This is a genomic window from Alteromonas sp. 4NH20-0056, from assembly GCF_057539655.1.
The window spans coordinates 377,009-392,457 of sequence record NZ_BAAJLS010000002.1 but is presented as its reverse complement, the minus strand read 5'-3'; the positions used below and the strand labels follow the sequence as shown (position 1 = coordinate 392,457).

17 protein-coding genes are annotated in these 15,449 nt (G+C 44.8%); 5 read left to right on the top strand and 12 right to left on the bottom strand.

Translation table 11 applies throughout. The annotated features are described in order from the left end of the window. The first annotated feature begins 37 nt into the window (after positions 1-37). Complete coding sequence (locus tag AC27EZ_RS05260) at positions 38-1,870, top strand: DUF885 domain-containing protein (protein ID WP_487134316.1); 1,833 nt, start codon at positions 38-40, stop codon at positions 1,868-1,870. Between the two features lie 90 nt (positions 1,871-1,960). Here AC27EZ_RS05260 and AC27EZ_RS05255 read toward each other — a convergent pair whose 3' ends face one another. The 6 genes from AC27EZ_RS05255 to AC27EZ_RS05230 all read right to left on the bottom strand — a co-directional run bounded on the left by AC27EZ_RS05255 (position 1,961) and on the right by AC27EZ_RS05230 (position 7,393). After that, entirely contained in the window at positions 1,961-2,371 is a 411-nt protein-coding gene (locus AC27EZ_RS05255; RefSeq protein ID WP_487134315.1) for a hypothetical protein, read from the bottom strand. Positions 2,372-2,621: 250 nt separating this feature from the next. After that, a complete protein-coding gene (locus AC27EZ_RS05250; protein WP_487134314.1) occupies positions 2,622-4,643 on the bottom strand; it encodes an oxidoreductase in 2,022 nt (673 codons plus the stop codon). Positions 4,644-4,772: 129 nt separating this feature from the next. After that, entirely contained in the window at positions 4,773-5,171 is a 399-nt protein-coding gene (locus tag AC27EZ_RS05245) for a DUF4426 domain-containing protein (RefSeq protein WP_487134488.1), read from the bottom strand. Positions 5,172-5,242: 71 nt separating this feature from the next. Next, positions 5,243-5,782 carry a YggT family protein gene (locus tag AC27EZ_RS05240; RefSeq protein ID WP_487134313.1) on the bottom strand — a complete coding sequence of 180 codons (540 nt, stop codon included), beginning with the start codon at positions 5,780-5,782 and terminating at the stop codon, positions 5,243-5,245. A 19-nt stretch (positions 5,783-5,801) separates the two neighbouring features. Then, complete coding sequence (proC, locus tag AC27EZ_RS05235) at positions 5,802-6,623, bottom strand: pyrroline-5-carboxylate reductase (RefSeq protein WP_487134312.1); 822 nt, start codon at positions 6,621-6,623, stop codon at positions 5,802-5,804. An 83-nt stretch (positions 6,624-6,706) separates the two neighbouring features. Beyond that, on the bottom strand, positions 6,707-7,393 hold the full coding sequence (locus AC27EZ_RS05230) for a YggS family pyridoxal phosphate-dependent enzyme (RefSeq protein WP_487134311.1): 687 nt from the start codon (positions 7,391-7,393) through the stop codon (positions 6,707-6,709). Between the two features lie 27 nt (positions 7,394-7,420). Between AC27EZ_RS05230 and AC27EZ_RS05225 the strand changes: the two genes are divergently transcribed. Genes AC27EZ_RS05225 through AC27EZ_RS05215 form a run of 3 tightly spaced genes read left to right on the top strand, consistent with a single transcriptional unit; the run spans position 7,421 to position 9,952 of the window. Then, positions 7,421-8,464, top strand: coding sequence for a type IV pilus twitching motility protein PilT (locus tag AC27EZ_RS05225; protein ID WP_487134310.1), 1,044 nt, complete (start codon positions 7,421-7,423; stop codon positions 8,462-8,464). Between the two features lie 8 nt (positions 8,465-8,472). Further along, positions 8,473-9,585, top strand: coding sequence for a PilT/PilU family type 4a pilus ATPase (locus AC27EZ_RS05220; protein ID WP_487134309.1), 1,113 nt, complete (start codon positions 8,473-8,475; stop codon positions 9,583-9,585). Between the two features lie 43 nt (positions 9,586-9,628). Next, positions 9,629-9,952: a putative signal transducing protein gene (locus tag AC27EZ_RS05215; RefSeq protein ID WP_487134308.1), complete on the top strand. Its 324-nt coding sequence runs from the start codon at positions 9,629-9,631 to the stop codon at positions 9,950-9,952. Positions 9,953-9,969: 17 nt separating this feature from the next. Here AC27EZ_RS05215 and ruvX read toward each other — a convergent pair whose 3' ends face one another. From ruvX to AC27EZ_RS05190, 5 genes are all read right to left on the bottom strand, one after another. Further along, positions 9,970-10,401, bottom strand: a complete 432-nt coding sequence (gene ruvX, locus AC27EZ_RS05210) for a Holliday junction resolvase RuvX (RefSeq protein ID WP_487134307.1) — start codon at positions 10,399-10,401, stop codon at positions 9,970-9,972. Beyond that, positions 10,394-10,960: a YqgE/AlgH family protein gene (locus AC27EZ_RS05205; RefSeq protein WP_487134306.1), complete on the bottom strand. Its 567-nt coding sequence runs from the start codon at positions 10,958-10,960 to the stop codon at positions 10,394-10,396. Before AC27EZ_RS05205 ends, ruvX begins: the two co-directional genes overlap by 8 nt. Positions 10,961-10,984: 24 nt before the next feature. Further along, positions 10,985-11,947 carry a glutathione synthase gene (gene gshB / locus AC27EZ_RS05200; protein WP_487134305.1) on the bottom strand — a complete coding sequence of 321 codons (963 nt, stop codon included), beginning with the start codon at positions 11,945-11,947 and terminating at the stop codon, positions 10,985-10,987. 139 nt (positions 11,948-12,086) lie between these two features. Next, positions 12,087-12,815 carry a 16S rRNA (uracil(1498)-N(3))-methyltransferase gene (locus tag AC27EZ_RS05195; protein WP_487134304.1) on the bottom strand — a complete coding sequence of 243 codons (729 nt, stop codon included), beginning with the start codon at positions 12,813-12,815 and terminating at the stop codon, positions 12,087-12,089. A 133-nt stretch (positions 12,816-12,948) separates the two neighbouring features. Then, on the bottom strand, positions 12,949-13,140 hold the full coding sequence (locus AC27EZ_RS05190; protein WP_487134303.1) for a hypothetical protein: 192 nt from the start codon (positions 13,138-13,140) through the stop codon (positions 12,949-12,951). A gap of 427 nt (positions 13,141-13,567) precedes the next feature. On the opposite strand from AC27EZ_RS05190, the gene AC27EZ_RS05185 reads away from it, so the two are divergent. Further along, complete coding sequence (locus AC27EZ_RS05185; protein WP_487134302.1) at positions 13,568-14,410, top strand: mechanosensitive ion channel family protein; 843 nt, start codon at positions 13,568-13,570, stop codon at positions 14,408-14,410. A gap of 61 nt (positions 14,411-14,471) precedes the next feature. On the opposite strand, the gene AC27EZ_RS05180 is transcribed toward AC27EZ_RS05185, so the two are convergent. Beyond that, on the bottom strand, positions 14,472-15,269 hold the full coding sequence (locus AC27EZ_RS05180; protein ID WP_487134301.1) for a M48 family metallopeptidase: 798 nt from the start codon (positions 15,267-15,269) through the stop codon (positions 14,472-14,474). Positions 15,270-15,449 lie beyond the last annotated feature (180 nt).

Here is a 15,449-nt window from a genome sequence, read left to right as displayed (position 1 = left end):
ACGACAGCAGGGTATACCTGATGATTAAGGATAAACAATGAAAAAATTAAAAACGTTGTTAGTAAGTACGGCGGTTGCCGTAGCGCTAGGTAGTGCTCCAGCCGCAGTCATGGCACACGGAGACGCTAAATCAGAAAGCGTGTCTAAAGAGGTTATGCAAAATGAACATGAACGCTTATTTGCTATTTTTGCTGCCTCAGACGAACGAGACCTAGCCCTAAACCCTATCATGGGGTTATTTCGTGGTGATATGAGAAATGCCGACAGGTTAGGTGATTTTCTTACCGACGCGCACGCGGTTGCCTCTAAAACTAACACACTCCTAAACCTGTCAGAGCTGAAGCAAATAGATAGAAGCAAGCTAAGCGACACAGATAAACTCGCTTACGATGTCTTCAAGTACAATGAAGAGCGCTCGCTAGCGATGTCTACCGACGAAATTGCAGCGCTTACTGAGGTTCGCCCTGTTAACCACTTTAGTGGTTTCCACACGTTCTATCCAACGTTTGCTAGCGGTAAAGGTGCAGCACCTTTTAAAACGGTAGAAGACTATGACAATAACCTATCACGCCATAATGATTATATTGCTATTTCTGACCGTGCTATTGAGAAGTTCCGTGAGGGTATGGAAAGTGGCGTATTAGAAACTAAACTGACAATCGACCGCGTTATCAAGCAGTTTGATACTCAACTTGAAATCCCTATCAAGAAGTCGCAATACTGGGGGCCTGTTACGCAATTCCCAGACAGATTTAGTGACGAAGAAAAAGCACGGCTAACGGCAGATTACGAATCGGCTACTCAGGCTATCTATGATGCCAACACGCGTATGCGTGATTTTCTTAAGAACGAATACTTACCTGTCGCCCGTGAAACCGTTGGTTTGAGCCAGATGAAAGGTGGTGAAAAGCTGTATCAACTCATGGTGGAAGGGTCTACAACCTTACCCATGACGCCGGATGAGCTGCATACGCTGGGCTTAAAAGAAGTAAAACGCATTAAAAATGATATGCTCGCTATCATGGAAGAGGTTAACTTTGAGGGTTCGTTAAACGAATTCTTTGACTATGTGCGAACCGACCCTCAGTTCAAGCCTGAAAGCCGTGAAGCGCTTACCGAGAGCTATTATAAAATAGGCCGTGAAGTAGATGAAAAGATTGGTGAGTACTTTTCATTGCTTCCTAAATCTGAACTCGAGATTAAGCCTTACGACCCCGCTATCGAACAGTTTAGCGCAGGTGGTTCATATCAGCCCGGTACGCCAGACGGTTCACGCCCAGGAACGTTCTATTTCAATGCTTACGACTTACCGAGTCGTTTGACCACCGGAAACGTTACGCTTTACCTTCATGAAGGGGCGCCGGGTCACCATTTCCAAGTGAGCCTTGCACAAGAAAATGAAGCATTACCATCCTTTATGCGTTTTAGCTTCTTACCCGCTTTTGGAGAGGGATGGGCGCTATACTCAGAGACCCTTGGCTATGAGATGGGCTTTTTTGCTAACCCATGGAATCGCTACGGTACGTTGCAAGATGAACAATTACGTGCGATGCGTTTAGTGGTAGATACAGGCATTCATTCTAAAGGGTGGAGCCGAGAAAAAGCGATTGATTTTATGCTTGATAACTCAGGTATGACCCGTACCGAAGTCGTCGCTGAAGTTGAGCGTTATATCGCTATTCCTTCACAGGCATTATCTTACAAAGTAGGGGCACTGAAAATTCAAGAATTACGCGCTCGTGCAGAAAAAGCGTTAGGTGAGAACTTCGATATTCGAGCGTTTCACGCACAGGTATTAAATACGGGGGGGATTCCTCTCGCTATTTTAGAGCAAAAAATTGACCGCTGGATTGAAAGCCAAAAAGGTTAACGCACAGCATGTATAAAGCATTAGGGTAATAATGCTTGTATCACTGTAAACAAGGCCAAAGAGCACATCTGTTCTTTGGTCTTTTCTGTTCTATGCGGAAACCTGCGATGCTGGCTGAGTGGTAACCAAAGATTGTTCAAGCCACGTAACCAATTCTACTTCGGATTTCTCTATTCTTATTGGCATGTGAAGGGAAATAGGGCGATACGGCGTACCGGCTCGCACAAAGATACTGTTCTCTTGAATGGCCACTGCCACACACCCAGCATTTTGAAATTGTACGTAGCCATTCATCATTTCATCAATAGCATTATGTACAACTCCGGCTGAGTTATCGGGTTTTTGGTAAAGTGCCCATCGGTCTAGGTCTCTCGCCAACACTAAAATGTCATTTATAAGGGCTTTTACACCGGCAAGGTTGAAGCCGTCCGAATAGCGGCAAATAATAAGATCTTGCTGTTTCTCTAATGAATAAGTGCCATGCACAGGTTCAGTATTCATCTCAAATTTCCTATTCAAAAAATGGCAAATGACAGATAAATATTGGGTCAAATATATGCTTCTACGTCTTTAGTATAATTGTAGAGTGATTTTGAAAATATGAGAAATACTAATTGAATTTGTGAGGCTGAGCGAGTTGGATGGCGCAAAGGTAAGCAACGATAAAGCATTATTTTTTCAAACAATACTTTATCGTGGAGGCACATTATTACGTTTAGTTAAGAATAACTTAGGCTTTCAGCGTACCGTGTTATATCGCTGCCGCTAACTCTGCACCTTGGCGTATTGCGCGCTTGGCATCTAATTCAGCCGCGACGTCGGCGCCACCAATTATATGGACTGTCATCCCGGCCTGTTCTAAAGGCGCTTGAAGTGGTTTGAAAGGCTCTTGCCCCGCACACACGATAATATTGTCCACGGCTAGGCATTGAGGTTTATCATTGATAACAACGTGTAGCCCTTCATCGTCAACTTTTTGGTAGGTTACGCCATTAATCATTTGTACGTTATGGTGTTTCAATGACTGTCGGTGTATCCACCCCGTTGTTTTGCCTAGCCCTTTTCCAACTTTTGAGGTTTTACGTTGTAACAAGAATACTTTTCTTTCGGTGGGCTCTATCGCTTTTTCTGTTAGTGCTCCAGCCTGCGCGTAGGTTTTATCAATTCCCCAATGCGCTAACCATTTGTCTTTATCCGTGGCTAAACTCTCGTGTTCTACGAGGTACTCTGCTACGTCAAAGCCGATACCTCCGGCACCGATAACAGCTACGGACTTACCAACACTTTTGTGATCGCGAAGAACGTCTAAGTAACTCATCACTTTTTCGTGATCATGCCCTTCAATGGTCAATGCGCGTGGGTTGATGCCTGTTGCCAATACTACTTCATCAAAGTGTTGAGATTTAAGCGTTTCTACTGTGACTTCTTGACCTAAATGCTGGGTGACACCCACGCGATCAAGCTGATTTTTAAAGAAGCGCAACGTTTCATAAAACTCTTCTTTTCCTGGTACTTGTTTTGCGTAGTTAAACTGCCCGCCAATTTCTGTCGCTTTGTCGAAAAGGTGAATGTCGTGACCTCTGCTTGCGGCGTACATAGAAAACGCCAGTCCGGCAGGGCCTGCGCCCACTACGGCTAGCTTTTTCTTCTGCGTTGCTTCAGTAAAGGTGAGTTCAGTTTCATAACACGCTTGAGGGTTCACCAAACAACTTGCTCGTTTTTGCTCAAATGCGTGGTCTAAACAGGCCTGATTACATGCAATACAGGTATTGATGTACTTTGACTCGTTGCGTTTCGCCTTTTCAACGAAATGTGAATCAGCCAAGAATGGTCGCGCCATAGACACCATATCAGCGTGCCCTTCGGCCAACACAGACTCAGCAACTTCAGGGGTATTGATTCTATTCGTTGTAATTAGCGGTAACGACACCTCTTTTTTCATTCGCTGAGTAATCCAGGTAAACGCGGCTCTTGGCACTGACGTCGATATGGTTGGTACCCTTGCTTCGTGCCAGCCAATCCCTGTATTTATAAGCGTGGCACCGGCTTTTTCGATTTCTTTGGCAAGGTATACCACTTCATCCCATTTTGCTCCGCCCTCGACTAAATCGAGCATAGATAGTCGATAAATAATAATAAAATTATCCCCCGCCTTCTCGCGGATACCTTTCACCACTTCAATAGCGAGACGCGCTCTGTTCTCAAGACTGCCGCCCCATTCGTCATCCCGATGGTTTGTACGTTCACAGAAAAACTGGTTAATTAAATAGCCTTCAGAGCCCATTACCTCTACACCGTCGTATCCCGCTTTTTGCGCAAGACTGGCGCATTTTACGTAATCCTTAATGGTACTCCTAACGGACGAAGATGAAAGCGCTCGAGGCTTAAATGGTGTAATGGGTGACTTAACCGCAGATGCAGACACTGCCAAGGGGTGATAACCATAACGACCAGAATGCAGAATCTGCATACATATTTTGCCGCCTTCTTCATGAACAGCATCGGTAATAACGCGATGTTTCTTAGCATGCCGATTGCTGGTCATTCTGCCTGCAAACGGTGCTACCCAGCCTGAAATGTTGGGGCTAATGCCTCCGGTAACAATAAGGCCTACGCCCCCTTTTGCCCGCTCTGCATAAAACGCAGCGAGTTTATCAAAGCCGCCTTTTTCTTCTTCAAGACCTAGGTGCATTGAGCCCATTAACGTTCGATTTCGTAACGTCGTAAAGCCTAAATCTAACGGTTCAAGTAGGTGAGGGTAGGGTGTTGTCATTGTTATTCTCGATTTTTAATAATTTATCAATTATTTACTAAGAAAGCCGTGCGGTAAAGTATGCCTTTTTTTGCAATAAAAAAGGCGAGTAATTTACTCGCCTTTTGGTTACTCACATTTACTGCACTACTACTCTACGTACATCTTTTGCTTAAACGTGAGTTTTTGTGTGTCATTGCCTTTTTGAACATCAATGGCGAATTGAAACGTTTCTTGATCTCTAAACGGCACGACGGCTAGATAATAAATAGCATCACCATCTTCAACTTTTTTAAACGTGAGGGTTTTGGTATTGCCGAGTAAGTTTCGAGCCGACCCTGAAACCGATACGCGCTGAGCTTTCTTACTTTTGGCATCCAACACCGATATATTGACTAATGCATTGTATTTGCTGCGCACTATGCCATAACGTGAGGCTACCTCTGGGGTGAGGAACGGGGTATTAACTACCATGTAATGCACGTCCCACTCGCCCAGGGTTTTCTTTTGTTCTGCGTTCGCACCCGTACTCATCACCATAATTAGCATGCTGAGCAATATGTAAACTGAAATGAAAACCTTTCTCATCATCGAACTCTTCAAGTTACCTTAATCTACACTCAATACAGACGAAACGCGTCTTGGATCAAAATCTGTAAGAACTGTAGTGCTATGATTGCGACCAAAACTGAAAGGTCTAACCCGCCGAGTGGTGGAAGTACTCGACGAATGGGGGCTAGGAACGGTTCGGTAAGTTGGTGCAGAACGTAATCAATAGGGCTTCTACCTTGCGATACCCAACTTAGTATGGCGCGCAAAAGAAGTACCCAAAACATAAGTGAAAGTGTTTCTTTCACTACACTAATTACTGCCACAATAATCACGCCAATCGGGTTTAACGCGCCGCCCAAAAGCAGTGCAAGTGAGACAATTTTCAAGCCAGCCACGACCACTGCAAGCACAAATGTGGCGGTATCAAACCGTCCAATCGAAGGAATTACTCTGCGTAGTGGGCCCACAATAGGGTGTGTTGCTTTCACTACAAACTGGCTTAGCGGGTTATAAAAATCAGCTTGCACCGCTTGCAGCCATAACCTGAGAATAACTACCATAAGGTAGAGGTTGAAAAGCGTTTCAACGAGAAAAACCGTCGCGTTCATTTTTAGGGTCCTAAATACGTTAGAGTTGCTTAGCCATTTCTTCTGCACGCGATACCGCAGCGCGCATAGATTTGCTAACAATGTCTTTTAAACCTTCGTTAATAAAGGTATTTACTGCCTCTGCAGTGGTTCCGCCTTTAGAAGTAACTTGCGCCCGAAGCTCACTTAATTCAAGGTCTGGATTGTTACATACCATTTCAGCCGCACCTAACATCGCTTGCTGAACCATTAAGCGTGACTGGGCCTTATCGAACCCCATTGCCATGGCTTCTTCTTGCATGTTTTGTAGAAAAAGAAAGAAATATGCTGGGCTACTGCCTGCGGCGGCAATAACACCGTTGATGCCGTCTTCTTCGCTAACCCATACCGTTTCGCCAACGCTATTCATTACATCGTCGACGTAGGTGCGATCTTCCTCTGAAACGGTTTCATCGGCATACATGCCAGACATTCCCTTGCCAAGAAGGCTGGGTGTATTTGGCATAATACGAACCACAGGGTAGTCGCCACCAAGCATTTCTTGCAGGCGAGCAACGGGCAGCCCAGCTGCAATACTCAAAAACAGCTTTCCAGATAAATCGTTATTTTTCTGTAAGTCTGCGCACATGTCGCCCATAATTTGAGGCTTAACAGCAAGCACTATAGCATCCGCGAACTGACATGCTTCATCATTGGATTGTGTTATTTGAATACCAAATTCGTCTTGTAACCCTTTTAATTTAGGCATAGACGGGTTACTGGCGAGAAGACATGATTTGTCGTAACCCGACTGAATCAGACCACTAATAATACTGCGGCTCATATTACCCGCCCCAATGAATGCCAATTTCTTTTGTTGCATAGATATCCTTTAACAATGTTTACTTGAATGTCTCAATACAAAAATCAGTATGTGAGCATGGTTTAGCATAACGCGTAAGTGCCTTACGCGCGCTTTCCAAAAATGGCTGTGCCTATTCTGACCATGGTCGAGCCGCATTGTATCGCTTGTCCCATGTCACTACTCATTCCTACTGATAGGGTATCAAAATTGCTCAATGATGTATGGTATTGGTCGAATAATTCTTTAAGCACCGTTAGCGTAGCTTCTTGTTCTTTAACCGAGGGGTTCGCTTTTGGAATAGCCATAATTCCCCGTAATGTAAGGTTAGGCAGGTCGCCTATAAAAGCAACCAGAGGTGCAAGTTCTGTAGGCGAAACGCCAGACTTGCTGTCCTCGTCGTCAATATTAACCTGAATGCACACGTTTAATGGAGGGAGGCCTTCCGGGCGCTGATCGTTTAATCTACGGGCAATTTTTTCTCTGTCGACGGTTTGTACCCAGTCAAAATGTTCTGCAACCGCTTTTGTTTTATTTGATTGAATTGGGCCAATCATATGCCACTCAATATCCCGCAGGTCAGAAAGTTCTTTAACCTTTTCAACACCTTCTTGTATATAGTTTTCGCCAAAACATCGTTGTCCCGCTTCATACGCTGCCATAATATCGGATACGGGTTTTGTTTTACTTACCGCTAGCAATTTTACCGAATTTGGTGGACGATGGGCATCGGCAGTAGCGTGGGCAACGTGCTCTCGTGCACATTTCAGTCTTTCTGCTATTGTTTGCATTATTCACCTTATTTTGGAGAAGTGGTTGTGGATATTACCGAACTTTTGGCTTTCAGTGTTAAGAATAACGCCTCTGACTTACACCTTTCAGCAGGCCTTCCGCCCATTATCCGTGTCGACGGAGAAATGCGAAAGCTTAACGTTCCGGCCCTCGATCATAAGCAAGTACATGCCCTCGTTTATGAAATCATGAACGACATGCAACGAAAAGAATACGAAGAAAACCTAGAAACCGATTTTTCATTTGAGGTAAGTGGTTTATCTCGTTTTCGTGTTAACGCTTTTGTGCAAAATCGCGGAGCTGCAGCGGTTTTACGTACCATACCCAGTAAAGTATTAACGCTCGATGATTTGGGCGCGCCAGAAATATTCAAAGAAATTATAAACCAACCGACAGGCATTGTATTGGTTACCGGTGCAACAGGTTCAGGGAAAAGTACCACGCTGGCGGCTATGGTTGACCATATTAATACTAACAAGCGAGAGCACATTCTTACTATTGAAGACCCGATAGAATTTGTGCATGAAAACAAACTTAGCTTAATTAACCAACGGGAAGTGCACAGAGATACGCATTCATTTAATAACGCACTTCGTTCTGCATTACGTGAAGACCCCGACGTTATCCTAGTTGGTGAATTGCGTGACTTAGAAACTATTCGATTGGCTATTTCAGCGGCGGAAACCGGGCATTTAGTATTTGGAACACTGCATACTAACTCGGCACCAAAAACCATAGACCGTATTATTGACGTATTTCCAGCGGAAGAAAAATCGATGGTGCGATCAATGCTGTCAGAATCCCTCCGCGCAGTAATTTCACAAACGCTTCTTAAAAAAGTGGGAGGCGGTCGTGTGGCAGCACATGAAATAATGGTGGGTATACCTGCCATTCGTAATCTTATTCGGGAAGATAAGGTGCCGCAGATGTACTCGGTTATTCAGACCGGTCAAGCGCACGGAATGCAAACCATGGATCAGTGCTTACAACGATTAGTCGCCATGGGCGCCATTACGCAACAAGATGCCGCAGCAAAATCAGTAGATAAGAAAGCAATGGGCTCATTTTAGGAAACATTATGCTAAATGAATACCTAGAAAAAATGGTGGAAAATGGCGCGTCTGATTTGTTTATAACGGCGGGCTTTCCGGTCAGTGCCAAAATAAACGGCAAGCTTACGCCCCTTTCTAACACGGTTTCTCACGAAGAAGACGCGCTCAACCTTGTCCACGAGGCGATGAGCGACAAACAAAAAGATGAGTTTCATCATTCCAAAGAATGTAATTTTGCGATTGTTCGTGAAGGTATCGGCCGATTTCGGTGCTCGGCATTTTGGCAACGCGACCAAGCGGGAATGGTGGTACGTCGTATTGTTACCGACATTCCTAAAGCGGAAGATTTAGGCTTACCAGCAGTATTGAAAGATATCATTATGGCCAAGCGTGGTTTGGTGTTATTTGTTGGTGGAACAGGCACCGGTAAGTCAACCTCGCTCGCAGCCTTAATAGGGCATAGAAATGAAAACTCATACGGACATATTCTAACAATTGAAGACCCAATTGAATTTGTTCATGAACATAAAAATTGTGTTGTTACGCAGCGAGAAGTAGGGATTGATACGCAGTCGTTCGACGACGCCCTCAAGAGTTCGCTTCGTCAAGCGCCCGACGTTATTCTTATTGGCGAAATACGTTCTATGGAAACCATGGAATATGCCATGTCGTTTGCAGACACGGGACACCTATGTGTAGCAACCCTTCATGCCAATAATGCCAACCAAGCCATTGAACGAATAATGCACTTAGCGCCCAAAGATCAACACGATAAATTGCGCTTCGATTTAAGCCTGAATATTCGCGCGATTGTTGCACAACAGCTTGTTCCTACGCCTGACGGGAAAGGGCGAGTTGCTGCTATCGAAATTCTCCTTAATTCACCGTTAGTCACTGACCTCATTCAGCGAAATGAAATTGGAAGTTTGAAAGAGGCAATGAAAAAAGGCAAAGAAATGGGCATGCAAAGCTTTGATATGGCCCTTTATGACCTGTATCGCGCGGGGCGTATTGAAATGGACCAAGCACTGCATCATGCTGATTCGCCAAACGATTTACGTTTAATGATAAAACTAGACTCGAGCGATGGCTCAAGTTTAGGCTCGCTTTCGAATGTATCGATAGACATGGATGAATAGGCGATAGTGGCTATGATTTTATTGCAGCGCGTAGAGGCAGTGCGTGATTAAACTGTTTTCAACCGATGACCCTTTCTTATTTCAACGCGTTAAAAGCGAGCTTGATGCTCATAGCATTCCTTATATGGTTAAAAACGAGTTTGTAGGTGGGGCATTGGGTGAAGTGCCATGGCAAGAAGCGCAGCCAGAATTGTGGTTAGTAGATGATGAGTGGGCTGCGCGCGCTATGCAGATAGTTAATGCGTTAGAGGCGACAGACACACAGGCACAAAACCGAGATTGGTATTGCACGTCGTGCAACGAAGAAAACGGCAGTGCTTTTGATTCATGTTGGCATTGTGGTGAGCCACATTGCCAACCTGTGTAGCACGAGAGAGTAGGAGGTTATAGGTAACGTGATTCAATCCAACTGGCGAAAATAACGCACGCTGATACGCTGTCTACCTTGTCTTTCGTTAGCTTTTTATATCCACCTAGTTCAAAAAGCATGGCCTTCGCGTCGGTTGTCGTTAGGCGCTCATCACATACTTCCACGGCGACTTTGAATCGACCATGTAAACGGTTGGCAAACTTTTTGGCGCGTTGCGTCATTTCCTGCTCTGTACCGTCCATATTAAGTGGAAGCCCCACTACTACGACGTCAGGTTGCCATTCTTCATACAGCGTTTCGAGTTTACCCCAGTCAGGAATACCATCTCTGGCCTTTAATGCCGCAAGCGGTGACGCCGTGCCGGTCACTTCCTGACCCACAGCTACACCAATGCTTTTTGTGCCAAAATCAAACGCGAGTACCGTACGCTGTCCTTCATCACGCATGGCCAGCTCCGGGTGCAAGCTGCCACACATCCACGCCCAGTTTGTTCACTGCGGTCTGCCACTTTTTATGGATGGGCGTGTTAAAGAGTATTTCTTCATCGGCTTCAACCGTTAGCCACGCATTATCTTGCATTTCTTGTTCGAGCTGACCGGCGGTCCAACCGGCATAGCCAAGCGTGATAATCGCGTGCTCAGGGCCTTCGTCGTTACCTATAGCAGTGAGGATATCCTTAGATGTTGTTACCATTATTCCAGGCGCTAGCGTTAAACTTGAACTCCACCCATCTTGAGATGTATGAAGGACAAATCCGCGCTCTTGGCTTACCGGCCCTCCGGCCAAAATAATGTCGCCTGCTTTGTCGGCATCGACCTCTAATGCTTTATCCGTTTGCTCCAACAGTTGCTTTAGGTTCATAGTAGAGGGTTGGTTAATCACTAAACCCATTGCACCGTCATCGTTGTGTTCGCATATATACGTCAGTGAACGAGAAAAGTAAGGGTCATCCAACGATGGCATGGCAATCAGAAAATGATTTTGTAAACTCTTTAAATTCGTCATAGTGTCCTAACGTTTATCCGCCAATCAATGGGATTTATGTGTAGATAAGCGCTTTTCGATAGCATCAAAAAGTAGCCCCATTATATTGACATCGAAGTGTGATTCTATTTCTCTCACACAAGTAGGGCTTGTGATATTGATCTCGGTAATTTTAGTACCAATGACATCAAGGCCCACAAAAAGAATATTGTTATCTTTGAGCATAGGAGAGATAGCCTCGGCTAATGCTCTATCGGTTTCTGAAATAGGTTGTGGGCGCCCTGTACCGCCGGCCGCCAAGTTACCTCGGGTTTCCCCTTTAGTCGGCAAACGTGCAAGGCAATAGGGCACGACCTCCCCATCTACGATAAGAACACGCTTGTCACCGTCTTTAATTTCAGGAAGATACTCTTGAACCATCATATAACGCGTACCCAGCTGTGTAAGCGTTTCAATAATGACACCGAGGTTATTGCCGTCTGGCTTAACACGAAAAATTGAGGCACCGCCCATACCGTCTAAAGGCTTACAGATAATATCTTGGTGCTTGGCGTGAAACGCTCTAATTAATGCCTGATTATTAGCCACCAACGTGCTTGGGATATGCTCAGGAAAGTATGAGGTGAAAAGCTTTTCATTGAAGTCACGTAATGCTTGTGGATTGTTTACCACCAATGCACCCTCGTCTTGTGCCAGTGATAGCATTTGAGTAGCGTATAAGAATTCGCTGTCAAAGGGAGGGTCTTTTCGCATCAGTAATACATCGATATCCCCTAATGCGACGGTCTGCTCGCTTTCAACAGAATAAAAGTTTTCCGCTTGATCGCGCACACTTAACGTTTTTGCCAACCCCATAGGTTTACCGTTCTCAAGGTATAAGTCGGCTAATGTAAAATACAATATCGTCGCACCACGACGCTGTGCTTCAAGCATCATCGCAAAACTTGTATCTTTATGCGGCTTTATGTCGGCAATGGGGTCCATAATAACGCCAAGTGTATATTGCATAGATATTCTCACTTAATAAGAGTGCCGAAACGCGCTCAAGGAGCGTGGCTAAAATGTAGCGACGCCGTTGGTAATATTGAATAGTGTTGGGGCATCCCGACATTCTTCAAGTTTTAAAAGTCGTTTTTAGCGGTAACGACTAGAAGTCACCATGCTGCGCTTGCAAAATAGTGATACTGGCAATGGCGGCCGTCTCTGTTCTCAGTATACGAGGCCCTAGACTGACGGAGGTGTAGCCACTTTCATTAGCCTGATGAATTTCGGTGTCAGAAAGCCCACCCTCTGGGCCAATCAACAATCTAAACCCTTGGGAGTTGTAGGGTTGTTTGACTAAGGGGTACTCTGCACCTGGTGCAAGCACGAGCCTACTGCTGTTTGTCGACTCTGATAACCATTGATTAAGCGACACTGGCATATTAAGTGTTGGAAGTATGCTTCTGCCTGTCTGCTCGCACGCTCCAATAATAATTTTTTGCCACTGCAACTGCTTTTTTTCCCATCGAGCCGCGTCTAGTTTTACTGCACAACGTTCTGTTATCACCGGTGTAATTTCGGTCACGCCGAGTTCAACGCTCTTTTGTAGTACGGTATCCATTCTATCGCCTTTTGAAACACCTTGGCCTAGATGCAAAGCAAGAGGTGACTCTTTGGAAATGGACAGACATGCATCTGCTTCCACTACGACTTTTTTTCGTTGTATGCTGATTATCTGGGCACTGTATTCGTTCCCGTCACCGTTAAAGAGAACGATAGGGTGATTAGCCTTAAGACGCAAGACGGTAGCAATGTGATGGCCTGCATCATCGGTAAGCAAAAACTCTTCGTCAAGGGTAATAGAGTGAGGATAGTAAACTCGAGGTATACGCATGTAATGTGTCTAGCAAAAACAGTAATGAAGCTATGATAAGGTGCTAGCTGTACCTGACGCAATGCTGTATTGCTAAGAATATCAGGTTTCTTAAAAAAGCGGACGATAATCCGCTTTTTTGACAAGTGCGATGTTAGGCGGGTGTTCCGTCTTCGGCCGCGCTAATTGGGCTTTGCTGATAATTGTAGTTGTGCTTGTTTATGCTGTAGGGCGATGTATGTATTTGTGCTCGGCGAGCAAACTTGGTGTGTCTACCCTTATCTTTCTTGAGGGAATAAATAAAGAGAACGAAAACAACGGCGAACAGCAATGATAATAGCAACATGTGTTAATCCTTTTTAAACAAAACTTGCTAGTGGGGTAAAGACTGCATCAGACTCTTTGCAGATAAGCGCGGCGATCCATCACCTTTGTTAAGCTCGTAAAGAGTCATCACTAGTAGTTTACCGCTAGCACGAGTAAATTGCATTAACTATTCGTGTGAGATAGGCAATTCACTGGGTCTAAAACATTTGCGATAGGGTTGCACGTAGTTGTGACGACATCATGAGAAATTTATTACTGTTTTATGTCATTGACTTCTCGTAAACGCAAGAAGTTTAAGAAGCCGAGGGTTGTGCGTTCAGGCGAGTACTTAGACTTATGAATAATTTTTTGTCTGTACGTTCGTTAATCGTTGCCACTGCAACAGAAACACTGATAATGTAAAACGCTACTACCCCCACACGTTTACTTAAAAAAAGGATCTTATTATGGAAGAAAACTTAACGCTGATGTCTGCAAGCGACATCGAGCGATACATTAACGACTATGCAATTCCTTGGGGAATCAACATCGCGATGGCTATCGCGATTTATGTGATTGGTCGATTAATTGTCGGTTTGTTGTTATCGGTATTCCGCCGCGTAATGGCAAAGTCGAAATATGATGCGATGTTAGTCGACTTCCTTGAGGCAATTATCAGCGCGCTGTTAATGCTGTTTGTCATAGTTGCGTCACTTGACCAACTTGGTGTTGACACTACGTCGCTAGTGGCGATTTTAGGTGCGGCTGGTTTGGCAATTGGTTTGTCATTACAAGATTCATTAAAGAATTTTGCCGCTGGTGTTATGTTGCTAGTGTTCAAACCATTTAAGTCAGGTGATTTTGTTGAAGCTGCTGGTACATCAGGTACTGTTCAGAAAATTGGTATATTCACCAGTACGATGACGACACCAGATAACAAAGAAATTATCGTGCCTAACGGTGCTATCTACGCTGGAAATATCACTAATTATTCTGCGAAAGAAACGCGTCGTGTAGATATGGTTGTCGGTATTGGCTATGACGCTGACCTGAAAAAAGCAAAAACAATCTTGCGCGAAATGCTTGAAGCCGATGAGCGTGTTTTGGCAGAGCCGGCGCCTACTGTTGCGGTAGCCGAGCTTGCAGACAGCAGCGTGAATTTTGTTGTGCGCCCTTGGGTTAAAGCATCAGATTTTTGGGGCGTTAAGTTTGATTTCACAGAAGCGGTGAAACTTCGCTTCGATGAAGAGGGTATTTCTATTCCGTTCCCACAAATGGATGTGCACCTTCACAAAGAAGAAAGCGAGTAATTACCGTCTACTTATATTGAAAAGTAAAAACGCCACATTATGTGGCGTTTTTTATTCAAGGTTACTTACAAGTCGGGCGGTTACCTGTCGCCTGATAGTCTGCGTAAGCGGGCTGCATGTTTGCCTTCAAGTCTTCAATACGGGTCTGCGGTGCAGGGTGCGTAGAAAGAAATTCCATTTGACGCTGTCCACCGCTTGCGGCATCCATGTTCTGCCATAAATTAACAGATTGACGAGGGTCGAACCCAGATTTAGCCATCAACTGTAAACCAATTAAATCAGCTTCTGATTCATGTGTGCGACTAAAGGGGAGCTGAACGCCTACTTGAACCCCTAGCCCTATCGCTGCCATTATCGGCGCAGACTGCGGTACTTCATTCGCTGCGAGCACTTGCCCTACGGCTTGAGTGCCAACATTAATAAGTGTTGACTGAGACATACGTTCATTACCGTGCTCGGCAATCACGTGGCCAACTTCGTGACCAATAACTGCTGCTAATTGGTGCTGATTTTCTGCTACTTTTAGCAGTCCAGTGTATACGCCAATTTTTCCGCCAGGTAACGCGAACGCATTTACTTGTTCATCATCAAATACAACCACTTCCCATGTGCCGCTAAACACGCTGTCAGGCACCTGAGCGGTGATTGCGTTGGCTACACACTCTACATAACTATTTTGTACAGCCTTGTTTGAAATCTTTAGCTCTTCTTTCATGCCAGCAAACGCTTGCCCGCCCATTTCTGAAAGTTGTGCCTCTGAATAAAGTAGTACTTGGTTTCTTCCTGTAGGCGACGTGGCACAGGCAGTAAGTGATAGCGCGACGGCTGCCGTAATCGCTCCCTTGATGTATTTTTTCATATCCTATCCTTTACGTAAGCCCGTATTAACGACAAACGCTTTTTTTGAAAACATTGTAGTGAGTATTATTAACAGATTGGCCAATAAATGAAAACAAACATTACCGCGCAGGCTTCGGTACTGCTTGCATTGGAAACACATCGTTAATGTTGGCATAACGGCAAAATACTAAGACGTTAA